The following is a 24,824-nucleotide window of genomic DNA, read 5'->3' as shown; positions in this document are numbered from 1 at the left end:
CCGCGCTACACCGATCCCTGCCCGCATGCCGCCGGCCAGGGCTGGTCCCGCCGTGCCGGCAGCGTCAGCCGGAATGCCGCGCCGCCGCCCGCGTCATCCTGCCCGGGTTCGCACAGGCACAGGGTGCCACCATGGGCCTGCGCGATGGCGTTGCAGATCGACAGGCCCATGCCCATGCCGGTGGACTTGGTGGTGGCAAACGGCTCGAACAGGCGTTCGCGCTGCGCGGGCGCGATCCCCGGGCCCGAGTCGCGCACCGTGATGTGCACCGCGCCCGTGGTCTCCGTGGTGCCATCCCACGCCGTGCTCACGGTCAGGCGTCGCGCGCCGTCCGGCATCGCGCGCATCGCCTCGATCGCATTGACCACGAGATTGAGCACCGCCTGCTGAACCTGCACGCGATCGCCGTGCACGGCCGGCAGGTCCGGCGCGAGCACCGCCTGCATGGCCACGCCGTGCTTCATCGCTTCCGCGCGGGTCAGGCTGATGACTTCGCGGATGGCGTCGTTGATCTGCAATGCCGCCATATCGAGCGGGGCCTTGCGGAACAGGCTGCGGATATGGTCGAGGATTTCGGTACCGCGCCTCGCGTCGCGGCGGATACGCTCGAACGCGGCGCGGGCCTCGTCGAGATCGGGCGTGGGCGCATTGAGCCAGCGCAAGCCGGCCTCGGCGTTGGTCGCGCACGCGCCGATCGGTTGTTTCATTTCATGGCCGATCGAGGCCGCGAGCTGTCCCATGGTGGTCACGCGGTTGGCATGCGCGAGCGCGGCCTGCACCTCGCGATAACGGCGCTCGTTGTCGCGCGCTTCCGCTTCGGCCGCCTTGCGCTCGGTCAGGTCCAGCATGAAGGCCACGGCTTCGTGCCCGCCGTCCTCGATGCGCGCCACACCCATCAGTACCGGCACCCGGCTACCATCCTTGCGCAGGTATTCCTTCTCGAAGGGCTGCAGGCGCCCGGTGCGCTTGAGTATGGGCAGGCGCTCGCGCAGGTCGCGCTCGAGCCATTCCGGCGGTGTGAGCTGGGTCCAGCGCAGCGTGCGCGCACGCAGGTCCGCGCGCTCGTAGCCGACGATGCGGAGGAAGGCGTCGTTGGCTTCGACGATGACCTGGGTTTCCACTTCCCAGAGAAAGATGCCGATGATGTCCGCATCCACCAGGCGCTGGATCTTGGCTTCGCGCTGCTCCAGCTGCCGGCTCAGCGTCATCAGCATGGCCAGGTCGGCCTCCAGGATGTCGCGACACAGCGTCAGCAGCCGCAGGAACATGTCGTTGTAGGCGCTGTGCTTGCGATCGAGCACGCAGATGGTGCCGAACGACTCGCCGTCCGGCCAGTGGATGGGCACGCCCATATACGAGATCATGCCGACGGCGATATCGGGATTGGCCGCCCATTCCGGTGCCCGCAGCGCGTCGGGCACCTGCAGCGGCGCACGCGTCTTCATGACCGTCTCGCAATAAAGACCGGTGTCCAGCCGCGCACATTCGGCCGCGACATACGGATTGCCTGGCGACCGGCTCGATACGAACACCTCGATCTCGGGCGGCCTGACCCGCATGATGAGCGCCGACGGCACGCACATCACCTCGGCGAGCATATCGACAATTTCCTGCCACTTGCTGACGGTTTCCGCGGGCACTTCAATGGCATGGGGCATGGCAGGAAAACATTGGGATGAGGTCGATCAGCGGCGGCGGCCTCCGGAGCGGCGCGCGCCAGGTGATGCATTCCAATGTAGTACGGATTGGTGCCTTCGGAGAAACATGGTGCGTCGCGCATGCGGCGGCCCCGCCCAGCCGGCCGGGCCCGCTTGTCATGTGGCGGCGGGGGCGGCGGGTGCCGTGAGGCGCCGTAGCGCGGCATGCACGGCCTCGCGCTAGCGCATCACCTTCTGGAACAGGCTGACCACCATGGCCAGCATCGACACCGCGGCCAGCACCCGGAAGTGATCGAGATTGGCCAGCAGTACCGATTGCTGCGACAGCACCTGCGCGATCTGCGCCACCGCCAGCTCGGCGGCACGCTCGGGGGACGTCCCCATGGCCAGCACGGCTGCATAGCGCCCGTGCGCATCGAGGTACGGCGCGCTGGCGGTATGCACGCCGTCGTGCAGCGTGCTGTAGTGCACCGCCGTCAGCCACTGCTGCCCGACCGTGGCGATGGTCACGCCGAACGCGACGCCCATCTGCCCCAGCATGTTCTTGGCCTGCTGCGCATGCGCGAACAGGACCTCGTCGCCGGCAAAGGCATTGAAGGTCTGCATCGCGGTGACCGGGATCAACGTCATGATGAACACGCCGTACAGGGCCAGCGACGGCAGCACATCGTGCCACAGGTCCGGGGCCGGCGGCATGCGACTGATCAGCCAGGCCGATGCGCCGAGCGCCACAAAGCCGCCCACGAAGTACTTGCGTGGACTGGGCCAGCGCGGCAGCACGCTCGAAACCGATAGCCACGTCACCACGCCCGCCGCCAGGCCAAGCGCATAGAACTGGCCCGTGATCGCCCACGAATGACCGAGCGCGCGCTGCAGGAACAGCGGCAGCAAATAGCCGCTGGACCCGAGCGTCACATAGCAGAAGGCAAACAGCCCCAGCCCGCTCAGGAACCGCACATCGCCCATGCTGCCCACGCGCAGCAGCGGCTGCCCGCTGCGGGCCTCGCTCCACAGGAAGATCGCCAGCGCGCCGATGCCGACCGCCGCCCCGGCCACCAGAAAGGCCCGGTCCGCATAGAAGTCGTAATACGAGCGTTGCAGCACGAACAGCACAAGGAAGCTGCCCACCGCGAGGGCCAGCAGGCGCAACGGATGGACATGAGAGCCCGAGGCGGGGCCGGCCATGCGGGTCGGCAGCACGCGCGTGGCCGGCCACAACGCCAGCGCCGCCGCGGCGACCAACCAGAAAATCATCGGCCAGCGGTCGTCCGTGACGACCAGTGCCGCCAGCCACGGCGCCAGCGCCATGCCGGAACAAACCCCCAGCGCCAGGGCCCGGATACCGCGGAAGCGTGCCGGACCCGGTGAAATCAGGTTCACCGCGAGCCGCGACGACGTCACCATGCCGGCGCAGCCGAGCGACATCACCATGCGGCCGATCAGAAAGTCCGCATAACCGTCCGCCTGCGCGCACCACGCCGCGCCCGCCGCCGTCGCTACCAGCGCGCCCCGGATATAGCGGCGCCAGCCCAGCCGTTCCACCGACCAGCGCTGCAACGCGATGACCACCACGGCGACGCTCGCATAGGCCGCCGCCACGGTGCTGTACTCGTCGGGACTGGCGCCGATTTCGCCCATGATGGGGCCCGCGGCAAACGCCACCATGCCGCTTTGCAGGAAGTCGATCAGCGTCAGTGCGCCGATCACGAGCAGCAACAGGCGTGGCGGCGGCAGCGGCGCGGACGAAGATGAGACCGAGGATGGCGACGTCATGACGAGATCTCCATGGCGTTGCCGCCGTTACTGGTTGTCGGCGACGATGCGGCGCACCAGTTCATCGGCACGGTCGAGTTCGTCGGCAAACACCCGCGTGCGATAGTGCTGGCCGGCCGTATCGAGCGCCACCAGCCGTTTGCCATCGCGCGCACGCGTGTCCACCGTGACCCGCATCGACAAACCGATCTGCAGCGGATGCGCCATGACTTCGGCGGGGTCGAGCGCGATGCGCACCGGCACGCGCTGCACCACCTTGATCCAGTTGCCGGTGGCGTTCTGCGCCGGCAGCATGGCAAACGCGCTGCCGGTGCCAGCGTCCTGGCCAATCACGCGCCCGTGGAATGGCACGGCGTCGCCATACAGGTCCGATACCAGGGTCACGGGCTGGCCCAGGCGGATATCGCGCAGTTGCGACTCCTTGAGATTGGCCGTGACCCAGAGCTGGTCGAGCGGTACCACCGACATCATCGGCACCCCCGCGCTGACGCGCTGGCCCACCTGCACCGATCGCCTGGTGACCACGCCGCCAACCGGCGCCGGGATACGCGTGCGCGAGAGCGCGATACTGGCGTTGCGCACCTGCACCGCCGCCGCCAGTACATCCGGATGCGAGGCCACCGAGGTCCGTTCCACCAGCGCCTGGTTGCGCCGGAGCTGTTCGCTCGCCATGGCTAACGCAGCCTTGGCGGCGGCGACCGCGTGGCGCGCGTGGATCAGTTCCTCGCCCGAGATCGCGCCGCTCGCGACCAGCGCGTTGCGCCGCGTGTAGTTCTCCTGCGCGCGCGCCAGTTCCACGTTGCGCATTTCCACATTGGCGCGATCCTGCCCGGCCGCGGCAAACTGGCCGCGCACCTGGCGCACCGTGCGCGCCAGCTGCGCCTGCGCCGCCGCGAGGGCCAGCCCGGCATCGACACCGTTCAGTTCGACCAGCGGCTTGCCGGACGCCACCAGGTCTGTGTTATCGGCCAGAATGGCGGTCACCACGCCACCCACCTGCGGTGTGACCTGTACCACGTTGCCTTCGACGTAGGCGTCCTCGGTGGATACACGATGCCGCGCGTGCTGCCACCAGGCGAGCGCGGCGCCGCCGAGCGCAATCATGAGCACCACTGCGGCGACGTTGCGTCCATGGCGGCGCCATCCGGTGCGGCGCTGCGCCGCGAGGGGTGGGTCGGCCGCTCTGGTCGGGCTGGCGGGGTTCATGATGGGCTCCTTGTGGCCGTGCCGCTGCCGGCGGAAGACGTCGCGGCGACGCCGTGGGCGCGATCGTCGCCCTCGTAGCCGCCGCCGAGTGCACGGATCAGTTCGAGATGAAGGGTGCGTTCCTGGCTCCTGAGGTCGATCAGCAATTGCCGTTGCTGCAGGACCTGGCCTTCGGCGGACAGCACCTGCAGATAGGTGCCGATGCCGGCGCGATAGCGCGACAGCGCCATGGCATAGGCGTCTTCCGTGAGCTGCAGCGCCTGGCGTTGTTCGCCGGCGCGTTGCGCGAGCCATTGCAGTGAAACCAGTTGATTGACCACGTCGTGCAAGGCGGTCACCAGCGTCGCGTTGTACTGTTCTGCCGCGGCGTCGTATTCGGCCTGCCGCACGCCGAGGTTGGCGCGCAGGCGGCCACCGTCGAACACCGGCAGCGACAGCGCCGGCCCGACCCCCAGCGTACGGCTGCCCGCGGTGAAGAAGTCCGACAGACTCAGGCTCTGCAATCCGGCAAACGCCGTCAGGCTGATATTGGGATAGAACTGCGCCTTGGCCGCCTTGATGTCATGACCGGCGGCCTCCACGCGCCAGCGTTGCGCCACCACATCGGGCCGGCGGCCGATCAGCTCCGCCGGCAGCGCGGCCGGCAGTACCGTGGCAAAGCCTTCGGCCAGGCGTGGCCGCGCGATCCCGGCGCCGGCGTCGGGCCCTTTGCCGGCCAGCGCGGCAAGCTGGTTGCGGGTCAGCGCGATGACCTCGTCGACGGCAGCCAGGCGTTCGCGTGTCGCCGGCAGCGCCGCCTCGGCCTGTTTCATGTCGAGCCGCGAATCGAGCTGCGCCGCCACCCGCTGGCTCGTCAGCGAGAAGATGCCCTCGCGCTGGCGATAGGTCTCCTGCGCCAGATCACGCTGCGCATAGGCCGTATCGAGCCGCACATAGGTCCGTACTACCGCGGTGGTCAGCATCAGCTCGGCCGCGTGATAGTCGACCTCGGCGGCGCGCGCACGGTCGAGCGCGGCATCGAAGGTCGCCTGGTTCTTGCCCCAGAAGTCGAGTTCGTAGCCGAGTCCGAGCTGGATATCGCTCGACCACTTCCAGCTACCCGCCAGCGGCGGCGGCACCGCGCCGTTCTCGCTGAAGCGCTGCCGCGTGGTGCGCCCATACAGGTTGGCCTGCGGATACCGCGCGGCATCGGCCCCGCCGGCGAGCGCATCGGCCTGGCGCACGCGTGCCGCCGCCACCCGTAGCGCGGGCTGTCCGGCCAGTGCCGCCTCGACCAGCGCATCCAGTTGCGGATCGCCAAAGACCTGCCACCATGCGCGCCGTGGCCATGCGGCCGGAGACACCGTGGTGTCGGCAAGCGAGGCGGCGGCAGCCAGCCGGTCGGCATCGTCGACGGTGGCCTGCGTATGCAACCCTGCCATGCTGGCGCAACCCGCCACCAGCATGGCCGCCGCAAGCATGCCCGCGCGCCATGCGTACCGCGCTCGCCACCGGCGCGCCACGTTTACCTTGTCTCCAGGATGTCTCATCGCCTGCCCTGCTACCGCTTGCCTCACGCCATCCATTCAGCGTGCCTGGCTGCAATCTAGCGGCGCGCGCGGCGATGCGGTAGCACCTGGGCGTCACGCACCATGTTGCCTGTGCGGCACCAATGGCCACCATCGCGGAGCGAAGACACGCGCGCGCCGCGCAAGCCTCCATCAGTTGCGCCGGGCAAGTCGGGACCGCGGCATATCAGACAAGTCCTACGACATAGACAGCGAGTCTGGCGTAGCGGCAATGCGTGTGCGCTGCCTAGACTTCTATCTTGTATTGCCCGGCCCATTCCACCGTGGCGGTACATCCCAGGCACCGGCGCATGGCGATCGAACCATGAGACGTCGGCGGTGCATTCCGCGATCCGATATGGAGCCAACAACATGAAATATCCAATCATCCTCGCTCTCGCCGCAGCCACGCTCGGAGGCTGCGCCATGTCGCCCTACACGCCTCCTCCGTCCACCGAAACGCGCGCGATCGGCAACAGCAAGCTCGCACCGAAGGCCGCCGCGCAATGCATCGCCCAGCAATGGGCGGCGTCCATGCGGCAGGAGGTGTGGATGCAATACATGCTGGCCAACGACGAGGCTTTCGACGTCTACGTGCCGGGCCAGCAGCCGCCCAACGGTGCCGCCGCCGTGGTGCGCAAGGCCGCGAACGGCCAGGGCTCGTGGCTCGGCTTCCGCGGTGCCGACAGCGCCGCCGCCGGTGCCCTCAGCCAGTGCCAGTAAGCGGCGCGCGCGTGCCGCAGGACGACCCGCGGGTTGTCCTGCACTCCCTCCGCAGTTCACGCCCAACGACGTTGCGCACGCCGTCAGGCTCGCGCAGCGTCGGGCTTATTGCCAGGACTTGTGCAGCAGCGTCTGCTGGTCCTTGGTCAAGACCGCTTCCATGCGCTTGTGGGCATCCACCGAGGTGTCGTACATCACGGCACGCAGCTTGCCGATCGACTTGTAGACCTCGTCGATCGCGGCCGTGTCCGGGCTGGTTGCACCATGGAGATCGCGCAGCCGGGCCTGCTGATCCATGATCTGACCCATGGTGGCCCAATGCGCCTTGCGGGTTTCATCGACGATACGGTTGAGGCGCGTGCGCTGGTCGTCGGTCAGGTTCATGCCGGGAATGCGCGACCAGGCATAGGGACCCATCCCCATCCCGGGGCCCATCCCTCCCCCCATGCCCATCCCCCATGCCCATCCCCATCCCCATGCCGGGGCCGCCGCCCATCATGCCGGGGCCCATGCCGTCCGGGCCACCCATGCCGTAGCCCATGCCGTAGCCGCCAGGGCCTCTCCCGTCCCGCATGCCGGCCCGTGGCCCCGGGCCACAACCGTCCGCCGGAGCGGGCGGCGCCGTGGCAGTTGCGGCCATCGCGTGGCCCGCCACGGCCCCAAAGCCGAGGGCGGCGATCTGCAGCGCGACGCGCTTCCAGTTGTGTTGAGTGAACATATCTTCCTCCTGCTGGCGGATGAACCGGATCCCGAAAACACGAATGGCAGGTGTGATGGCAGGTGTGCAACCACCATGGCCAGACGCCGCGCGGTGCCACCTGGGTGTGGCCAGGTTCGTATTAGCCATTCTGGAAGCGGCAGCAAAATAGCCGTTGATATGCGTCAAACGAGGGGGCAAAGGTAGACCGGCAAGGGGCGAGCGAAGGAACACGCGAAGGAACACACAAAGGAACACACAAAGGCAAAAGCGGCGCGATCAGTTCACGCCGGCATGCGACCGTTGTCCACGCCGACGCCACCACCACTTGTCGAGGTCGACGGCCAGCATCAACGTTACCGCGATCAGCAACAGGCCGATCCACTCGGACATTGGCACCGGCGCCAGACCGAGCACCTCGCGCAGGCCCGGCAGGTACATCGCCGCGATATGCACGCCTTGCGCCGCCAGCACACTGATCACCAGGAACGGATTGGCAAGAAAGCCCTGGTGCAGGACCGAATGGCGTTCCGAGCGGCTGTTGAAGGTCTGCACGTTCTCGAACAGCACGAACAGCAGCAACAGCAGATTGCGCGCCTCATCGAGTGGCCGCCCCATGTGCAACAGCCAGTAGAACGCCACAAAGCCACCCCCGCCCATGATTAGCATGGACACGCAGATGCGGCGCACCATCATGCGGTCGAAGATTGGCTCGCGCGGACGGCGCGGCGGATAGCACAGCTCATCGCCCTCGGCATGCTCGGTAGCGAGGGCAACGTCCTGGATGCCGTTGGTCACCAGATTGAGCCACAGCAATTGCACGGGCAATAGCGGCATCGGCAGGCCAAACGGCATGGCCAGCAGAAACAGCACCACCTCGGCCGCGCCGGTGGACACCAGCATGAAGATAAGCTTGCGGATATTGGCATAGGCCACGCGCCCTTCGCGAATGCCGTTGACGATAGAGGCGAAGTTGTCGTCGGTGATCACGATGTCGGCGCTTTCCTTGGCCACCTCGGTACCCTTGCGTCCCATCGCCACCCCGACGTGGGCATGCTTGAGCGCGGGCGCGTCGTTGACGCCGTCGCCGGTCACCGCGACAAAATGGCCGATACGCGCGAGCGACAGCACGATGGCGAGCTTCTGCTCGGGGCTCACGCGCGCATAGATGCGGGCCCGCCGCGTGAGCGTGTCGAGCGCGGCGTCTCCCTGCGCCAGCGCCTGGCGCACCGCGTCGCCCGTGACGACGTCGCCCTGGTCAAAGCGCAGTCCGGCCTGGGCCGCGATGGCGGCGGCCGTCGCGGGATCATCGCCGGTGACCATCACGACCTCGATGCCGGCGTCATAGCACGAGCGGATCGCCCGCGGTACCTCGGGCCGCACCGGGTCCTGCATGCCGACCATGCCAAGGAACGTGAGGTTGACCAGATGCCCATGGCCATAGGCGCCGTCCGCCTGCGCGTCGATGGTGCCTTCGGCAAATGCCAGCACCCGCAGGCCGCGCGTTGCCAGTTGCTGCTTCTGCCGCAGCAGCGCGTCGCGATGGATCGGCACGGCGCGGCCATGCATGTCGGCGCGGTCGCACATGTCGATCAGCGTTTCAGGCGCCCCTTTGACGAACACATGGATACGCCCGGCATGAACATGACGGTGGAACGAGGCCGCATAGCGCCGGTCGGGCTCGTAGGGAATACGCGCGACGAGCGGATAGCGGTCGCGCAGTTCGTGCGCGGGCGCGCCGCCCTTGTGCGCCGCAGCAAGCAGCGCGATATCGACGGTGTCCCCGATTCCGCTCCAGCCGTTGCCCTCGTTCGACAGCCGGGCTTCGTTGGGCAGCGTGGCGGCACGCAGCAATGCCGCTACCCGCTGGCGCACGGCGGCATCGCTGCCCTCGCTGCCCTCGCCGCCCCCGGCTGCGTCCCGCTGGCCAACCTCGTCACGCCGCTCCCGCCCGGCGCTGGCGCTGCGAATGGCACAGTGTTCGAGGTCGCTACCGACCTCGAGCGACAGCGCCGTGCCGTCCGGCAGACGGATATCGGTGACCACGAGCTCGTTCAGCGTCAGCGTGCCGGTCTTGTCGGAGGCAATCAGCGTGCACGAACCCAGCGACTCGACCGCCGGCATCTTGCGCACCACCACGTTGGCGCGCGCCATGCGGCGCATGCCGATGGCGAGCGTGACCGAAATCGCCACCGGCAGTCCCTCCGGTATGGCGCTGACGGCCAGCCCCACCGACATCATGAAGAGCTCGGTCCACGGCATATGACGGAGCCACCCGATCAGCACCAGCACCACCACCGCGGCCCCGATCGCGAGCAGGATGCGCCGCGAGAAATGTTCCAGCCGCACCAGAAGCGGCGGTGCCGCCAGCGACCGGCGCCCCAGTTCGCCGGCAATCCGGCCGAGCTGCGTAGCGGCTCCGGTGGCGACCACCACGCCCGTGCCGCGGCCGCGCGTGACCACCGTCCCGGCATGCACGGCATCGGGCGTCCCGGTCGGGGCGCCATGGGATCCGTGCCGCGGCGACTTCCTGACCGGCATCGATTCACCGGTCAGCAACGACTCGTCGCACTGCAGGTCGATGCCCTCGATCAGGCGCACATCGGCCGGCACGCGGTTGCCCGCTTCCAGCAGCACGATATCGCCCGGCACCAGCAACACCGCATCCAGAGTGCGCATGGCGCCATCGCGAATCACGGTGGTGGCGGGCTGTTCCAGCCTGCGCAGCGCGGCGGCGGCCTGGTCGGCGGTATGCTCCTGCACCGTGCCGATCACGCCGTTGACGAGCAGCACGATGCCGATAAAGAACGCGTCGCGCAGGTCGCCCAGCATCAGCGACACCACCGCGGCCGCCAGCAGGATGTAGATCAACGGGCTCAGGAACTGCCGCAGGAATACCGCCACCAGCGAGGGCGGCGCCACGCGCGGCAACGTATTCGGACCCACTTCCGCCAGGCGCGCCTCGGCCTGGGCCGAAGTCAGGCCGCATGGGCCCGTTGGGCCCGTTGGGCCGGTTGGGCCGGTTGGGCCGGTTGGGCCGGTTGGGCCGGATGGGCCGGATGGGCCGGATGGGCCGGATGGGCCGGTTGGGCCGGCGTCGGCCGGCGGATCTTCCGGCGGTCTGGCCGGCGCGTCATGCTCGCGTGACGAGCTGGTAGCATTGTTGGCATTCTGCATGCGGCCCCGGTTTGGCGATGGCGTCAAGGCAGCTACGCGCGCATGCCCCTGATGACAGCATAAGAGCCCGCTCCACATCTCCGTTGAGCGATATCAAGGAAGAACGAGACACCCGCCGATGCGATCCGCGTCATGACCGAGGAAAGACTCCCAGCCGGCAGTGCCGCGCCTGGACTGCCACGCTCGCTGCGCGTGGCGGCGCCCGCCCTGTTCCTGCTGCTGTGGTCGTGCGGCTTTGTCTTTCTCAAGCTCGGGCTGCGCGATGCGGACCCGCTGACCTTCCTGGCCCTGCGCTATGCATGTGTGGTGGCATTGCTGGCGCTCCCGTGCCTGTGGCTGCGCCCGCCGCTGCCGGCCAGGCCGGTGGCATGGCTGCACCTGGCCATGATCGGCCTGCTGATCCAGGCGGGCTATTTCGCGTTCACCTATCTCGGCTTGAAATACGGCATGTCGGCCGGCGCCATGGCGCTGATCACCTCGCAGCAGCCGATCCTGGTCGCGTTACTGGCTCCGGCGCTCGCCGCCGAGCGGGTCGACCGCATGCGCTGGCTCGGACTCGCGCTCGGCGTGGCCGGCGCGACGCTGGTCATCACGGCGAAATCCGCCATCGAGGTCAGCGGCGCGATGGCGTTGCTGTTTGCCGTGCTGGCGCTCTGCGCGATGACCGCGGGCACGCTCTACGAAAAGCGCTTCGGCACGCCGGTCCATCCGGTGCTGGCCAACACCGTGCAATATGCGGTGGGGCTGGTGGTGACCGCGCCGCTAGCCTACCTGCTCGAGCCGATGCACGTGACGTGGAGTATCGGTCTGTTCGCCTCGCTGGCCTACCTGGTCATCGGCAACTCGCTGGTGGCCATCTCGCTGCTGCTGGCAATGATCCGCCACGACGAGGCCTCGCGCGTGTCCGCCCTGTTCTTCCTGGTACCACCGGCCACGGCCGTGGTCGCGCTCGTGGTGCTCGGCGAAGCCATGCCTCCACTGGCGTGGGCCGGCATGGCGGTCGCCGCGCTGGGCCTGTACGTGGTGATGCGCAAACGCTAGCCACCGGGCGACGGCCCGCGAAACTTCACCGGACCGGGCGGTCTCCATCCCGGCGGAAACCGGCCTTTGCCGTGACATTCAGCCATGCGTCCCCGCTACTGGATCCGCGCCCCGGCCGTCGTCACCACGCCCTGCCAGCGTGCGTACTCGGACTGGATGAACGCGCCGTAGCGGGCGGCCGGGCCGCCCAGCGCGTCCACGCCCTGGTCGGCCAGTACCTTGCGCACGGCCGGGCTTTTCAGCACCTCGTTCAGGGCGCCGTTGAGCTTCTCGATGATCGGTGCCGGAGTGTGCGCCGGGGCCACGATACCTTGCCAGGCAGTAGACGAGAAATCGGTGGACATGGCCTCGGCAACGGTCGGCACATCGGGCAGCGTGGCGGTGCGCTTGCGCGAGGTCACGGCGAGGGCCCGCAGGCGGCCGTCACGGATGTAGGGCAGCGCGGTATTCAGGGTGGTCATCATGAACTGGGTCTGTCCCGCGAGAAAATCGACCAGCGCCGGGGCCGTGCCCTTGTACGGAACGTGCGTGGTCTTGAGCTGGAACTCCGCGGTGAACTGCGCCGACGTCAGGTGTTCGATGGCACCCGTACCCGACGAACCGTAGTTGAAGTGGTTCGGCCGACTCCGAATCAGCTGCACCAGCTCCTTCGGCGTGCGCGCCGGCACGTTCGGATTGACCATCAGTACCAGCGGCATTTCCGCGGTCAGCGCCACCGGTGCAAAGTCCTTGATCGGGTCGTAACCGACACGCTCGTACACCCACGGCGCGATGGTGATCGACGAGGTGTTGTAGAGCAACGTATAGCCATCGGCAGGTGCCTTGGCCACGGCCTCCCCGGCGATATTGCCGCCGGCGCCGGGACGGTTCTCGATCACGACCGACTGGCCGAGCTTGTCCCCCAGCGCTTGCCCGATCACGCGCGCGACGATATCGGTGGGACCGCCGGGGGCAAAGCCGACGATCATGCGGATGGGCCGGTTGGGATAGTCGCCTGGCTGCGCCGCCGCCAGGCTCGGCAGCAGCGTGGCGGCCGCGCAGGCGGCCGCCACCAGGCAAGCGCGAACAGCTTGCTGGTACATGGTTGTCTCCGTGTAATCGTCGTTATGGTGTGCGGCTACCGGTCACGCGCGGGCCGCGCTCAGACGGTGGCGACCGGCGTGACGGGCGAGCCGACCGCGCCCGGCAGATAGAGCGGCGGCGCGGTCAGCAGGAAGGCCGAGCGCTGGTGCGCGCGCAGCCAGTCAGCCAGTTCCGCCAGCCACCACAGTTCTGCCAGCGGCACGCCGAGCTTGAACAGGCAGTGCTGGTGCAGCGGCAGCGCCGGTCGCTGGCCCAGCGTGACCTCCAGCGCCGGCAATCCTTCCACCGCGTAGTTGTCGGCGCAGATTGCGGCAACCTGGCTATCCGAGATCCATTGCAGCAGCGGCTCGTCGCGACCGTCGAGCACGGCCGCGGTGCGGGCCAGCACATCGCCGTCGGGATTGCGGTTCATGCCGACCAGCACTTCGGTAAAGCCCGTACGCAGCACCAGCATGTCGCCGGGCAACACGTCGATGCGATCCTGGTCCAGCACGCGCATCAGATCGTCATAGCCGACGTAGTGCCGCTCAAGCCCGAAATGATGCTTGAGGTCGATCATCACCGCACGGCCCTGGATCGCCTTGCGCGCCATGTTGGCCACGCCGAGCGCGTGCGCGCCGTACGGGCCCTCCACGTCCCGGTCGCCCTCGGGCTGATAGTCGCGCGGGCCCACCACATGCTCGTTGGCGCGATAGCCGTTGTAGTAGACCTTCTCCTTTACGCCATTGCCTGCCACGTCGAAGAAGGCGCCCACATGCGCAAACGAATCCCACTGCGTGGAGTACTGGAGGGCAAGTGTGACCTCGTCGTCGCTGAGCACATCGGTATTGCGCGCATCGAGGCGTGCCAGCGGAAAGTTCAGGCACGGGCAGCCATCCTGCAGCGTGGGCGACAGGCGCGGCGGGTGCCGGCGCGGATTGAGCACCGCGCCACCCGGATAGTCGAGCGGCAGGCTCAGGCAGAACGAGCGGCCTTCCTTCACTTCGGCTATACCGGCCCGGACCTTTTCGGGCGTCAGCAGGTTGAGGCGACCGAGCTGGTCGTCCTCGCCAAAGTCTCCCCATGTCGAGCCCTCGGGCCGACGCTTCCAGCGTGTTGCCATGCAACCGTCTCCTGTTTTTATGTAGTCGTGGCTCCGGACCACGGCGCGTGCCGGTCTCGATGCCGCTTCCGAATTCTAGCCTTGAGGCTTACAATGTCAACCGGCTGATTGTAAATTCACTATACTGAAAACAGGAGACACGATGATTTCCCGTCTGTTGCATATCGCCCGCGCCCAGGCCGAGGCTCCGTTCCTGCTTTACGAGGACCAGTGCTGGTCGTTTGGCGCGGTGGCCGACGCCGCGCTGCGCGGCGCGGGCTGGCTCGATACGCTGGGCGTACAGCGCGGCGATCGCGTGGTGGTGGCGATCGGCAACCGGCCGCTGTTCCTGTTCACATGGTTTGCGCTGCTGGCGCGCGGGGCGGTGGCGGTACCGGTCAGCCACGAGATGTTTGGCGATCCGCTGCGGTACATCGTGCAGCAGAGCGCGTCGCGCTTCCTGTTCTGCGAGACCCCTGAACAGGCGCGTTTTGCCGCCGACCTGCGCGAGTGCGATATCGCGGTGCGCGCGTTCGAGGACGAAGCCGAGTTCCTCGGCGCGATCGCGGCGTTTGCGCCGGCTGCCGCCGATGGCCTGGCGCAGGCGGAAGACCACACCGCCGCGGCCATCCTCTACACCTCCGGCACCACCGGGCTGCCCAAGGGCGTGGTGATTCCCAACCGCTCCTACCTGGCCGCGGGCGAGAAGGTGACGCAGGCCATCGGCATCACGCGCGACGATCGCATCCTCACCTTTCTGCCGCTGCATCATGCCAACCCGCAGATGTATTCGGTCATGTCGGCGCTGACGGTCGGCTGCAGCGTGGCGATCGTGCCGAAGTTCTCCGCGTCGAAGTTCCTGCAGCAGGCCGAGCACTTCCGCGCCACCGGCTTTACCTACGTGGGCACCGTGCTGAGCATCCTCGCCAAGGAATGGGCCGCGCCCGTGCAGAGCCCGCTGCGCTGGTGCGTGGGTGGCGGCGCGCCGCGCGCGGTGTGGGAGCGTCTGACCGGACTGCTGCCGGTGCAGGTGCACGAACTGTATGGCATGACCGAGACCGGCGGGCTGGTCACGATCAATGCGAAGGCGCGCTATCGCTTTGGTTCGGTCGGTGCCGCGCGCGACGACTTCGATGTGGTCGTGCTCGGCAACGACGGACGTATCCTGCCGCCCGGGCAGGTCGGCGAGATCGCCGTACGGCCCCGCGAACCCTATGTCATGACCACCGGATACTTCCGCAAGCCCGAGGAAACGCTGGCCGCCATGGACAACCTGTGGTTCCACACCGGCGACCTGGGACGCTTCGATGCCGACGGCTACCTGTATTTCGAAGGCCGCAAGAAGGAACTGATCCGGCGCGGCGGCGAGATGATCTCGCCGGTCGAGATCGAACTGGCCGCGCTCAAGTTCGCGCACATCGCCGACTGCGCCGCCGTGGGCGTGGCCGACGATATCCTGGAGGAAGAGGTCAAGCTCGTGATCGTGCAGCGCGAAGGCTTCGAGGCGGGCGCGCTGATAACCTATCTGCGCGAGGTGCTGCCGCGCCATATGGTGCCGCGCTATCTGGAGTTCGTTGCCGAGATCCCCAAGACGCCGACGCAGAAGGTCCAGCGCTTCCGCCTGCCCGGGAACTCGGCCGCGACCATCGATATCCGCGCCGCCGGCGGCGAGCACTGAGCGCCGATCCGTCCGTAAGTTATTGCAGGATCCGCGCCTGTGCCCTCCTGGTCCCCTGTTGGTAGCCACTCGGCCCGCGATCGAGGTGCTATCGATCCGCTATCATTGGCGCCTGTCACCCTAACCCATCCTGCCCATGACCGTACCCGCCGCCGGCCGCACCCTGGACATTATCGAGATCTTCGCGCGCGAGCGTCGCCCGATGTCGGTATCGGTGCTGGCCAAGGCAACCGGCATGCCGCTCTCGAGTTGCCATGGCCTGGTCAAGACGCTGGAGTCGCGCGGCTACCTGATGGAAAGCAAAACGCAGGGCGGCTACTACATGACGCGTCTGCTCGGACACCTGGCCCGCTCGATCGAGGAATTCGATCCACTGCCGGACTGGGTGGTGCCGCAGCTCGCGGACATGCGCGACAAGTGCGCCGAGACCGTGGTGCTGGCCAAGCTGGTCGGCAACCACGCCACCTATGTGGAAGTGCTGGAGAGCGAGCAGAGCATCCGCTTTATCGTGCGCGTGGGCGATACGCGGCCGCTCCATGCGAGCGCGGTCGGCAAGGCCCTGCTTGGCGCAATGCCGCCCGAGGAACGCGAGGCGATGCTGGCCGAAGTGCAGTTCGTCAAGCGTGGCCGCAAGTCGATCACCACGCGCGCGGCGTTGCTCAAGGATCTGGAGACCAGCCGCGCGCGGGGTTGGTATATGAGCAGCGGGGAGTATTTCGACGACGTAAGCGCGGTGGCCGATGCGATGCGGGTCGGCAAGGAATACTACGCGGTGGCCATCGCCGGCCCGTCGTCGCGCATCGAACCGGCGCTCGACCGCTACGCGAAGCTCGTGACCGCATTTACCCGGAACTGGCGCTCCGCGTTTGAAGTGCGCAGCGCCTGATCCATCGCGCTGCGCCCGGTCGCCGCGACGCCGGGTGGGCTTCCTCGCCGCCTTTACGCCTTTACGCCTTTACGCCTTTACGCCTTTACGCCTTTACGCCTTTACGCCTTTACGCCTTTACGCCGTTACGCCGTTACGCCGTTACGCCGTTACGCCTTTACGCCTTTACGCCTTTACCCCTTTCCTATTCCGCCGACGCCGACAGCGGCTTCTCGCCGTCCTCGCGGACCCGCGCGTCGCCGGCTGGTTCGCCATCGCGGTCGTCGAGTTCCTTGCCGCGCGTTTCCGGCAGCAGCGTCGCGGCAATCAGCACCAGCACATACGCGCCGCCGGCAAATGCACCGATGGCCGCCGCCAGGCCCACGCGCTCGCTGAGGTGGCCCACCAGCGTGGGAAACAGCGCGCCCACCGCGCGCCCGAAGCTATAGGCAAAGCCCTGTCCGCTGGCGCGCACCGAGGCCGGGAACAGCTCGGTCAGGAACGAGCCCAGGCCGCTGTAGATGCCCGAGGCCGCAAACCCGAGCGGAAAGCCGAGCAGCAGCATCTGGCTATTGCTGATGTCGTACTGGCTGTAGAACCAGATCGACAGGCCGGACAGCACCGTGAACACATATAGATTGGCGCGGCGCCCCCACCAGTCGGTCAGATAGGCGCCGACGATATAGCCGGTGAACGAGCCCACGATCACCACCATCAGGTAGCCGCCCGTATCGAGCACCGACAGGTGGTACCTGGTGCGCAGGAACGTCGGCAGCCAGATCGTGATGGCGTAATAGCCGCCCTGCACACCCGTGCACAGCAGTGAGGTCAGCAGCGTCACACGCAGCAGGCGCGGCGAGAAGATACGCGTGAACGGCACGCGCTCACCGCTTGCCGCGGCGGCCGCGCGCGCCTTCGCCGATACCTCGGGCTCCGGCACATGCCGGCGGATGTAGAACACCAGCAGCGCCGGCAGGATGCCGATCCAGAACAGGATGCGCCACGCCTGTTCCTCGGGCACGAACGAATACACGAGCGTATAGGCAATGGCGGCGATGCCCCAGCCGACCGCCCATGCGCTCTGCACGGTACCGACCGCCTTGCCGCGGTGCTGGCCGCGCACCATCTCGCCCATCAGCACCGAGCCCACCGCCCATTCGCCGCCGAAGCCCAGGCCCTGCAGTGCACGCAGGAAGAAGGCCTGCTCGAAGCTCTGCGCAAAACCCAGCAGCAGCGTGCAGACCGAGAACCACAGGATCGTCCACTGCATCACGCGTACCCGGCCATAGCGGTCGGCCAGAATGCCGGCCAGCCAGCCGCCCACCGCCGACACCAGCAGCGTGACGGTACCGAGCATGCCGGCCTGCGCGCGATCGATATGCCAGATCGACATCAACGTGCCGAGCACGAACGTGAACATCATGAAGTCCACGCCGTCCAGCGCCCAGCCCCCGAACGCCGCCACAAAGGTGCGGCGTTCCTCCTTTTTCAGTTCTCGATACCACTGCATGGTTGTCTCCGGTGTCGTCGTTTTTTATCTGTGTACGGCTTGCACCGATTCTACGACCGGCCCGTATAATGTCAACCTATAGAATATTCATTCAGCATACTGAATGCCTAGGAAGCATTCCGTAAGCCATACAAGGAGACCGACATGGCCGGCAAGCTCTGGCAAGACATGGTGGAGCCGTCATTCCTGCAGACATTGCGCACGCTGGTGAAGACGCGCATCGAACCGAACGCGGCGGCGATCGACGCCAACGATGTCTATCCCGTCGACGAAATCCGCATGCTGGCGCGCGCCGGCTACAACAGCATCTTCCTGCCGGAGGCCTACGGTGGCCGCGGCAGTTATCGTCATGCGCTGGCGGTGTTCGAGGAAGCGTCGTATGCGAGTGCCGCGGTCGGCATCAGCCTGATCACGATCCTGCAGGCGCAGACCATTCTTTACCTGTTCGGCGGCGAGTCGCTGCGGCGGCGCTACCTGCCGCGCTTCGCCGATGGCCTGATCTCCGCCTATGCGCTGACCGAAGCCAACCACGGCAGCGATATCCGCTCGCTCGATACCAAGGCCGTGCAAGTCGGTGACGAATGGGTGCTCGACGGCGAGAAGTCGTTCATCACCTCGGGCTCGGCCGCGGAATTCTTCATCATCCTCGCGGAGACACCCGGCGGCGTGTCGGCATTTGCGTTACCCGGCGCTACCGACGGCCTCTCGACCTACGTCGGCACCAACTCGGCCACGTTCGGCCTGCGCAACGGACCTCACGTAAACCTGGTGCTCGATCAGGTGCGGCTGCCGCTCGATCACCTGATCGGCCTCGGAGGCAAGGGCGTGCGCCAGGCGGTGACCACGCTGAACTACTCCCGCACCATGGCGGCCGGCATCAGCCTCGGCATCGCGCGCGCGGCGTTCGACCGCGCGCTCGCCCATGCGAAGCAACGCAAGGTGTTCGACAGCTCCGTCTTCGACAAGCAGGGCATCCAGTGGTACTTCGCCGATATGGTCACGCGCATCGACGCCGCGCGCCTGCTCACCTATCGCGCCGCCGACGCACTCGATGCCGCGCTCGATGCCGCGCCGGGATCCGCCGACATCGACGTGCCCCGGCTGTCGAGCGAGGCCAAGCTGATGGCCGCCGCGCTCGCCACCGAGGTGGCCGGCACCGCGATCCAGGTATGCGGTGCCTATGGCGTGATGGAAAACTCGCCGTACGGTCGCTATCTGCGCGATGCCAAGGCCTACGAGATTGCCGGCGGGGCCTCGGAAATCCTGCGCAACACGATCGGCAAGGCACTCCAGACCTACGACCCGGACCTGTAACCCGGGCCATTTCCTTCCCGCAGACATTGCGCACTACCAACGAGGAGACGACATGAACGGCACGCAGCCGCAACGCCTGGGACAAGGCTTCTACTGGCAGGATATCCGCGAGGGGCAGGTCTTCGAGACCTTCCGCCGCACGGTCACCGAGACCGACCTGGTCAACTTCATCTCGGTGACCGGCATGCTGGAGGCGATCTTTATCGAGGACGGCTACGAGGCCGGCGCCATCCGCGGTCGGCCGGTGCCCGGCGCGCTGACCTACACGCTGATCGAGGGCTTTATCCTGCAGACCATGATCCAGGGCACCGGCCTGGCGATGCTGGAACTCACGCAGAAGATCCACGCGCCGGTGGTGGTGGGAGATACCATCCACGCACGCATCGTCGTCACCGGCATTCGGCCGACTTCGAAAAGCGGCCGTGCGGTGGTCGACTCCGCAATCGAGGTCTGCAACCAGCGCGGCGAGACCGTCATGACCTACACCGCGCGGCGTCTGCTGGCGGGCCGGCCGGACTGAGCGCGGTGCCGGTGAGCCGGTGAGCCGGTGAGCCCGTACCGTTCAGGCCGACGCCGGCGGCGTGACCGGCGCTGCCGCGGGCGGCATGCCATCGTCGCCGGCGTACTCGACGCGGTCGCGCCCGCCTTCCTTGCTTCGGTACAGCGCCGCATCGGCGCGCGAGATCATGCCGTGAATGGTGTCTCCGGGCCGCACGCTCGCCACGCCAAGGCTCGCGGTCATGCGGCCGGTCACGGCAAAGTCGCGCGCCGCCACCGCCTGGCGCAGCCGCTCGGCAAAGCGCACCGCGTTCTGCAGGGCGGTATCGGGGCAGATCAGCATGAATTCCTCGCCGCCCCAGCGACCGACCGTATCGCTGCCACGCTTGACCTTGAGGATGCAGGCGGCCATCTCCACCAGCACCTGGTCGCCGACCTGATGCCCGTAGGTATCGTTGACCGACTTGAAGCGATCCACGTCGATGAGAACGATCGAGAACACGCTGCCGTCGCGCTGGTTGCGCTCCAGCGCCCGGGCAAGGACGTCGTTGAGATGGCGCCGGTTGAACACGCCGGTCAGCTGGTCGGTCTTGGAGAGCGCCTCCAGCTGCCGGTTGGTTTCGACCAGCTCCGTCTGCGTGGCCTGGATCTGGGCAAAGGCCTCGTGGCTGCTGCGGATGGCGGCGCGCGCCGCGACTTCCGCCTCGGTACGCTGGGCGATGATGCGCTTGAGCTTGCGCAGGACCTCGTTGAAGCCGTCGATCACGCTGTCGAACTCCGTGCGGCCAAGCCGGGTCAGTTCGTCGAGGTCGTCACCGTGATTGGAGGCCAGCTCGAACAGCTTGCCGCGCAAATGGTCGAGCGGGCGGAACACCATGCGCAGCCCGAAGGTGAGCAGCAGCACCAGCACCACGTCGATGGCGGCAACCTCGGTCACGCCGCGCACCATCGCCGAGCGCAGCGTCCGGTCCAGATGGTCGCGCGTGAAATGGATCACGGCCTGGCCGATCGCCTGATTGCGGCGCTCGGCATCGATATCGTCAGGCGGAAACAGCACGACTTCGGATAACACGTCGTGCGGTCCGGCCACGCCACACATGGGCGCGGCAGCCGCCGCACGGGCCGCCTGCGGCGCCACGTTGGGCAGATGGTGCGCGGGCGCACGGGCCGGCGGCGGGCGGCGATGGACTTCGGCATAGACCTCGTCGCGTTCGGGCGCGAACACGCACGCCTCGACGACTTCCGGATGGATCAGCGTGGCCTCGAGCCGCGTGCGCAGCATGGCGACGTTGAGCTCCCACGTGGGTTCGGCCAGGCTCTGGCGCAGCCCCTCCATGACCTCCGTGCGCGTGCGCTCGAAGCGCTCCTCCAGATCCTGCCGCAGCAGCCATTGCCGATGCACGGCAAATGCGCCCAGCGTTGTCGTGGTGACAACAATGAACAGCACGATCATCCTGTTCCGGATCGAGTGCACCGGTGAAGGCAATGGCATGAGATGCGCAATCCTGGGCGACAGAGGCAGGAAGATATCAGGTCAGCATGCTATTCATCCACCGCCTTGTCGAACAACTGGCGGAAACGGGCTAGTTCGGGGTGCGATTCTTCATATTTCTTGCTGAAGCCGATATGGACGGTCTCGGTCTTGACCGTCATCACGCGCCTGGACTTGTAGCGCATGCGCTCCGGCAGGCCGCGGGCTTCCAGCGAGACCAGCGCCTCGTTGAGCACCACGCTGGGATTGATCACGCAGTCGATTTCCTGCACCAGCATCTTCTTCACGAGGTCCTGGAACTCGTGGCCTTCCACGACCTCGATCTTGCCTTCGTTCGCCAGCTGGAAGAAGCGCGGGCCCGGCGCGAGGTAGCGGCGCTGGTTGCCGAAGCGCAGCCCGACGAAGTCGTCGGGATAGTGGCGGAAGGTGCGGCCCTCGATCGCGTCGCGGTTACAGTGCACCGCGACATCTTCCGTATAGAAGGCCTTGGAATGGTTGAGGAACGGGCGCTCCGCCGGACGATAGTAGACGCCCAGCACGCCGGCGCTGTTGCCGTTCCTGGCTTCCTCGACCGCGCGCGCCCATGAGGCGAAGCGAACCTCGACCTTGAACTCGGGAATGCGGCGGAGAATGCGATTCAGGTTCTCGATGTATGCGCCGCGCGGCACGCCGCCCTCTTCATACGAGAGCGGGCGCTGGCCAGCCTCCGAGTACAGCACGAGCGTGGTCTCGGCGGCGGCCACCGGCATGCCTGGCGGCAGGGCCAGCAACACGCAGGCGGCAAGGAAGTTCCGGCAAGTAGCGTGAAGAGGCATGGCGTCGGGGATCGCTGAGCAGGACACAAGGCCGGCTTGCGTGCGGCATGCGCTGCCCGCCGGTGGCCCCTGTGTGATTCCACGCGATCATAACGGCAATCCCCGCTCTCGCTTAGCCCCTTCGGAGGGGGGGCTTGCGCGCACGCTACAGCTGCCCGCAAGCGGCTTCCAGACGGCTCGCGGGCATTCCGACGCACTTTGCGCCGGGCTACGCGGCCATGGCACGCCGCTCGTCGTCGTCGAGCACCGGCCCATCCAGCGTGACGCGGGAATGGTCCGTACGAAATTTCCGGATGATCGGCTTCAGTTCTTCCTTCACGTGCGCCTCGCTGTAGCCGTTGAAGAGATGGCCGATCAGCCCGCGGCGCAGGTCCGACGTGCCCATGATGTAGTCGGCGATCGGGAAGGTCAGGTTCATGTTGTACTTCATCATGATGCCCATGTTGTGATGGGCGGTATGGTGGCGCCGGATCGTATTGATGAACGGCACGTTGCGCACGAACCAGTTGTCGTGGACGTGGCAGCAATAGTGGAAGGTCTCGTAGACCAGATACTGGGCCACCATCGTGATGAAGACGAAGTAACCGGCATTGGCATTGAAGACCCAGGCCGCCAGATAGCCGAGCACACCGCCCCCCACACCAAGCGTGGCCAGCACGCGCCACGGAAAGAACACGATGCGGAATTCACGCGTGCTGTCGATGGTCGGTTCCTGGTCGGTGAAGTACTGGTGGTGCTGGCGCGTGTGCCGCTCGTAGATGGCGCGCAGCGCAAACACGTCGATGCGGCGATGCATGACATAGCGATGCATGAACCATTCGACGAAGTTGCCGGCGAGGAATACCGGCAGGATCAGCGCCCATTCCCACGTGACCCCGTGCAGGCGGCCAATGGCCCAATACAGCGCGGCTGCTCCCACCCCGTAGATCACGACGATATGCAGCAGCCCGTTGTAGAGCGGACTGATATTGGACTTGTACTGCTCCCTGAACTGGCGTTGACGTTCAGTCATCATGATGCGTCTCCGTAAAACATGCGCCGTACTAATATATTAGTTGGATATAAAAATACGGCAAGCCAAAAAATGCCCCTGGGCGGCCAGGGGCGCCATGCGGTGGGCGGCAGTGCCGCTACTGCGAAACTTCCTCCAGGGCGCGGCCCCGCGTTTCCACGCCGAGCATCAGCACCATGGCCGCCGCCACGGCGAACGACAGCGCGCCGAGGGTAAACACGCCGCCCTGCCCCGTGACCGGAAGCAGCACGCCCACGAGATAGGGACCGATCAGCGAACCGATGCGGCCGATCGACGATGCAAAGCCCGAACCGGTGGCGCGCGAGCGCGTGGGATAGAGCTCCGGCGTATAGGCATAGAGCACCGACCACATGCCGAACAGGAAGAACTGCATGCACAGGCCGGCGGCGATCAGCTGTTCGGCCGGCACCTTGTGCACCGCGGCCTGACCATAGGCGTACGCCGCCACGGCGCTGCCCAGCAGCATCAGCGCGCAAGTCGGCTTGCGCCCCCACTTTTCCAGTAGCCAGGCCGCGAACATGAAACCCGGAATGCCGGCGATCGAGATATAGACCGTATAGAGCACCGACTGGGTGACCGCATAGCCGGCCTGCTGCAGCAGCGCGCCGAGCCAGGTGGTCAGCCCGTAGTAGCCGAGCAGCGCGAAGAACCAGACCGACCACAGCATGATGGTGCGGCGCGCGTACGGACCCGACCACAGTTCCATGAAGCGGGTCTTGCGACTGGTCGATGCGGACGCGGCATAGCCGGTGCTCACCGCTGGCAAGGGCCGGCCCCAGGCGCGCTCGACGCGCTGCTCGATATGGGCCATGACCGCGTCGGCCTCGCGCCTGCGACCCACGTCCTCAAGCCAGCGTGGCGACTCGGGCACCATGCGGCGCACCACGAAGACGAATACCGCGGGGATCGACAGCGCGATAAAGATGCCGCGCCAGCCCACCACGGGCAACAGCAGATACGTGAACGCGCCGGCGGCGATAAAGCCGATCGGCCAGAAGCCTTCCAGGATGGCCACATACTTGCCGCGGCTCCTGGCTGGCACGATCTCCGAGACCATCGACAGGCCGATCGGAAATTCCATGCCCATGCCAAAACCGAGCAGCACGCGATACAGCATCAGCGCGGTGACGTTGTCCGCCAGCCCGCACATCAGGCTGCCCACGCCCCAGAAGATCATGCTGACCTGAAACACGGGCTTGCGGCCGAAGCGGTCGGCCAGCAGGCCGGCGATGGCGGCACCGAGGAACATGCCGAAAAAACTGGAGCTCGCCAGCAGACCGGCCTGGGCGGCACTGAGGCCAAACTCGGCCTTGATGGACCCGAGCACGAAGGTCATCAGCCCGAGGTCCATCGAATCGAAAAACCACGCGGTGGCGATGATGCCGAACAGCGAGCGCTGGTAGCCCGTCATCGGCAGTCGTTCCAGTCGCGCCGCGATACCGGCCTCCAGCCTGAGGGCGCCTGCTGACATATCCATGGTTGTCTCCTGTGTCGGATGGCGCGCTCGTTGGCGGCACGCCTTCTAATATATTAGTTGTACATCTATGGTGTTCAAGTAATGGTTTACCGCCGTGCGGACCAGCTCGGATCAACCGATCCTGCCTGCGCGCCGCAACGACTGCCGGGATCGCCC

Annotated in this window: 19 protein-coding genes; 6 read left to right on the top strand and 13 right to left on the bottom strand. The window is 66.9% G+C overall.

Annotated features, from left to right (window positions below; all coding sequences use genetic code 11):
• Nucleotides 1-5 precede the first annotated feature (5 nt).
• The 4 genes from DFLDMN_RS20090 to DFLDMN_RS20075 all read right to left on the bottom strand — a co-directional run bounded on the left by DFLDMN_RS20090 (nucleotide 6) and on the right by DFLDMN_RS20075 (nucleotide 6,097).
• Nucleotides 6-1,658 carry an ATP-binding protein gene (locus DFLDMN_RS20090; protein ID WP_423199635.1) on the bottom strand — a complete coding sequence of 551 codons (1,653 nt, stop codon included), beginning with the start codon at nucleotides 1,656-1,658 and terminating at the stop codon, nucleotides 6-8.
• 219 nt (nucleotides 1,659-1,877) lie between these two features.
• A complete protein-coding gene (locus tag DFLDMN_RS20085; RefSeq protein ID WP_423199634.1) occupies nucleotides 1,878-3,431 on the bottom strand; it encodes an MFS transporter in 1,554 nt (517 codons plus the stop codon).
• 27 nt (nucleotides 3,432-3,458) lie between these two features.
• On the bottom strand, nucleotides 3,459-4,637 hold the full coding sequence (locus tag DFLDMN_RS20080; protein ID WP_423199633.1) for an efflux RND transporter periplasmic adaptor subunit: 1,179 nt from the start codon (nucleotides 4,635-4,637) through the stop codon (nucleotides 3,459-3,461).
• Entirely contained in the window at nucleotides 4,634-6,097 is a 1,464-nt protein-coding gene (locus DFLDMN_RS20075; RefSeq protein WP_423199632.1) for an efflux transporter outer membrane subunit, read from the bottom strand. Before DFLDMN_RS20075 ends, DFLDMN_RS20080 begins: the two co-directional genes overlap by 4 nt.
• 459 nt (nucleotides 6,098-6,556) lie before the next feature.
• On the opposite strand from DFLDMN_RS20075, the gene DFLDMN_RS20070 reads away from it, so the two are divergent.
• Nucleotides 6,557-6,907, top strand: a complete 351-nt coding sequence (locus tag DFLDMN_RS20070; RefSeq protein ID WP_423199631.1) for a hypothetical protein — start codon at nucleotides 6,557-6,559, stop codon at nucleotides 6,905-6,907.
• Between the two features lie 105 nt (nucleotides 6,908-7,012).
• Here the strand turns inward: DFLDMN_RS20070 and DFLDMN_RS20065 are convergent, their stop codons facing one another.
• Both DFLDMN_RS20065 and DFLDMN_RS20060 read right to left on the bottom strand, forming a co-directional pair.
• Complete coding sequence (locus DFLDMN_RS20065) at nucleotides 7,013-7,324, bottom strand: Spy/CpxP family protein refolding chaperone (protein ID WP_423199630.1); 312 nt, start codon at nucleotides 7,322-7,324, stop codon at nucleotides 7,013-7,015.
• Between the two features lie 559 nt (nucleotides 7,325-7,883).
• A complete protein-coding gene (locus DFLDMN_RS20060) occupies nucleotides 7,884-10,550 on the bottom strand; it encodes a cation-translocating P-type ATPase (protein WP_423199629.1) in 2,667 nt (888 codons plus the stop codon).
• Nucleotides 10,551-10,913: 363 nt separating this feature from the next.
• Between DFLDMN_RS20060 and DFLDMN_RS20055 the strand changes: the two genes are divergently transcribed.
• Nucleotides 10,914-11,822 (top strand): DMT family transporter, encoded by a 909-nt coding sequence (locus DFLDMN_RS20055; RefSeq protein WP_423199628.1) that lies wholly within the window; start codon nucleotides 10,914-10,916, stop codon nucleotides 11,820-11,822.
• Between the two features lie 95 nt (nucleotides 11,823-11,917).
• On the opposite strand, the gene DFLDMN_RS20050 is transcribed toward DFLDMN_RS20055, so the two are convergent.
• Together DFLDMN_RS20050 and DFLDMN_RS20045 are read right to left on the bottom strand one after the other, a co-directional pair.
• Complete coding sequence (locus DFLDMN_RS20050; RefSeq protein WP_423199627.1) at nucleotides 11,918-12,904, bottom strand: Bug family tripartite tricarboxylate transporter substrate binding protein; 987 nt, start codon at nucleotides 12,902-12,904, stop codon at nucleotides 11,918-11,920.
• Nucleotides 12,905-12,963: 59 nt separating this feature from the next.
• Nucleotides 12,964-14,007: a cyclase family protein gene (locus tag DFLDMN_RS20045; protein WP_423199626.1), complete on the bottom strand. Its 1,044-nt coding sequence runs from the start codon at nucleotides 14,005-14,007 to the stop codon at nucleotides 12,964-12,966.
• Nucleotides 14,008-14,149: 142 nt separating this feature from the next.
• Here DFLDMN_RS20045 and DFLDMN_RS20040 point away from each other — a divergent pair, with 142 nt between their 5' ends.
• On the top strand, nucleotides 14,150-15,664 hold the full coding sequence (locus DFLDMN_RS20040) for a class I adenylate-forming enzyme family protein (protein WP_423199625.1): 1,515 nt from the start codon (nucleotides 14,150-14,152) through the stop codon (nucleotides 15,662-15,664).
• A gap of 136 nt (nucleotides 15,665-15,800) precedes the next feature.
• A complete protein-coding gene (locus DFLDMN_RS20035) occupies nucleotides 15,801-16,550 on the top strand; it encodes an IclR family transcriptional regulator (RefSeq protein ID WP_423199624.1) in 750 nt (249 codons plus the stop codon).
• Between the two features lie 184 nt (nucleotides 16,551-16,734).
• Here the strand turns inward: DFLDMN_RS20035 and DFLDMN_RS20030 are convergent, their stop codons facing one another.
• Nucleotides 16,735-18,039: an MFS transporter gene (locus DFLDMN_RS20030; RefSeq protein ID WP_423199623.1), complete on the bottom strand. Its 1,305-nt coding sequence runs from the start codon at nucleotides 18,037-18,039 to the stop codon at nucleotides 16,735-16,737.
• 144 nt (nucleotides 18,040-18,183) lie between these two features.
• Here DFLDMN_RS20030 and DFLDMN_RS20025 point away from each other — a divergent pair, with 144 nt between their 5' ends.
• Nucleotides 18,184-19,353, top strand: a complete 1,170-nt coding sequence (locus DFLDMN_RS20025; protein ID WP_423199622.1) for an acyl-CoA dehydrogenase family protein — start codon at nucleotides 18,184-18,186, stop codon at nucleotides 19,351-19,353.
• Nucleotides 19,354-19,405: 52 nt separating this feature from the next.
• A complete protein-coding gene (locus DFLDMN_RS20020; protein WP_423199621.1) occupies nucleotides 19,406-19,873 on the top strand; it encodes a MaoC family dehydratase in 468 nt (155 codons plus the stop codon).
• A gap of 42 nt (nucleotides 19,874-19,915) precedes the next feature.
• Here the strand turns inward: DFLDMN_RS20020 and DFLDMN_RS20015 are convergent, their stop codons facing one another.
• The 4 genes from DFLDMN_RS20015 to DFLDMN_RS20000 all read right to left on the bottom strand — a co-directional run bounded on the left by DFLDMN_RS20015 (nucleotide 19,916) and on the right by DFLDMN_RS20000 (nucleotide 24,668).
• Entirely contained in the window at nucleotides 19,916-21,343 is a 1,428-nt protein-coding gene (locus DFLDMN_RS20015; protein ID WP_423199620.1) for a diguanylate cyclase, read from the bottom strand.
• Nucleotides 21,344-21,393: 50 nt separating this feature from the next.
• Entirely contained in the window at nucleotides 21,394-22,158 is a 765-nt protein-coding gene (locus DFLDMN_RS20010) for a substrate-binding periplasmic protein (protein ID WP_423199619.1), read from the bottom strand.
• 208 nt (nucleotides 22,159-22,366) lie between these two features.
• Nucleotides 22,367-23,173 (bottom strand): sterol desaturase family protein, encoded by an 807-nt coding sequence (locus DFLDMN_RS20005; RefSeq protein ID WP_423199618.1) that lies wholly within the window; start codon nucleotides 23,171-23,173, stop codon nucleotides 22,367-22,369.
• A 115-nt stretch (nucleotides 23,174-23,288) separates the two neighbouring features.
• A complete protein-coding gene (locus DFLDMN_RS20000; RefSeq protein ID WP_423199617.1) occupies nucleotides 23,289-24,668 on the bottom strand; it encodes an MFS transporter in 1,380 nt (459 codons plus the stop codon).
• Nucleotides 24,669-24,824: the final 156 nt, after the last annotated feature.

The organism is Cupriavidus sp. H19C3, from assembly GCF_049393815.1.
GTDB lineage: Bacteria > Pseudomonadota > Gammaproteobacteria > Burkholderiales > Burkholderiaceae > Cupriavidus.
This window is presented reverse-complemented; position numbering and strand designations above follow the sequence as displayed.

Coding starts and splice junctions, on each gene's coding strand:
- DFLDMN_RS20070 (WP_423199631.1), top strand. CDS start 6,557: ATGAAATATCCAATCATCCTCGCTCTCGCCGCAGCCACGCTCGGAGGC.
- DFLDMN_RS20030 (WP_423199623.1), bottom strand. CDS start 18,039: ATGCAGTGGTATCGAGAACTGAAAAAGGAGGAACGCCGCACCTTTGTG.
- DFLDMN_RS20080 (WP_423199633.1), bottom strand. CDS start 4,637: ATGAACCCCGCCAGCCCGACCAGAGCGGCCGACCCACCCCTCGCGGCG.
- DFLDMN_RS20015 (WP_423199620.1), bottom strand. CDS start 21,343: ATGCCATTGCCTTCACCGGTGCACTCGATCCGGAACAGGATGATCGTG.
- DFLDMN_RS20045 (WP_423199626.1), bottom strand. CDS start 14,007: ATGGCAACACGCTGGAAGCGTCGGCCCGAGGGCTCGACATGGGGAGAC.
- DFLDMN_RS20010 (WP_423199619.1), bottom strand. CDS start 22,158: ATGCCTCTTCACGCTACTTGCCGGAACTTCCTTGCCGCCTGCGTGTTG.
- DFLDMN_RS20085 (WP_423199634.1), bottom strand. CDS start 3,431: ATGACGTCGCCATCCTCGGTCTCATCTTCGTCCGCGCCGCTGCCGCCG.
- DFLDMN_RS20025 (WP_423199622.1), top strand. CDS start 18,184: ATGGCCGGCAAGCTCTGGCAAGACATGGTGGAGCCGTCATTCCTGCAG.
- DFLDMN_RS20000 (WP_423199617.1), bottom strand. CDS start 24,668: ATGGATATGTCAGCAGGCGCCCTCAGGCTGGAGGCCGGTATCGCGGCG.
- DFLDMN_RS20040 (WP_423199625.1), top strand. CDS start 14,150: ATGATTTCCCGTCTGTTGCATATCGCCCGCGCCCAGGCCGAGGCTCCG.
- DFLDMN_RS20020 (WP_423199621.1), top strand. CDS start 19,406: ATGAACGGCACGCAGCCGCAACGCCTGGGACAAGGCTTCTACTGGCAG.
- DFLDMN_RS20065 (WP_423199630.1), bottom strand. CDS start 7,324: ATGGGTCCCTATGCCTGGTCGCGCATTCCCGGCATGAACCTGACCGAC.
- DFLDMN_RS20090 (WP_423199635.1), bottom strand. CDS start 1,658: ATGCCCCATGCCATTGAAGTGCCCGCGGAAACCGTCAGCAAGTGGCAG.
- DFLDMN_RS20055 (WP_423199628.1), top strand. CDS start 10,914: ATGACCGAGGAAAGACTCCCAGCCGGCAGTGCCGCGCCTGGACTGCCA.
- DFLDMN_RS20075 (WP_423199632.1), bottom strand. CDS start 6,097: ATGCTTGCGGCGGCCATGCTGGTGGCGGGTTGCGCCAGCATGGCAGGG.
- DFLDMN_RS20005 (WP_423199618.1), bottom strand. CDS start 23,173: ATGATGACTGAACGTCAACGCCAGTTCAGGGAGCAGTACAAGTCCAAT.
- DFLDMN_RS20035 (WP_423199624.1), top strand. CDS start 15,801: ATGACCGTACCCGCCGCCGGCCGCACCCTGGACATTATCGAGATCTTC.
- DFLDMN_RS20050 (WP_423199627.1), bottom strand. CDS start 12,904: ATGTACCAGCAAGCTGTTCGCGCTTGCCTGGTGGCGGCCGCCTGCGCG.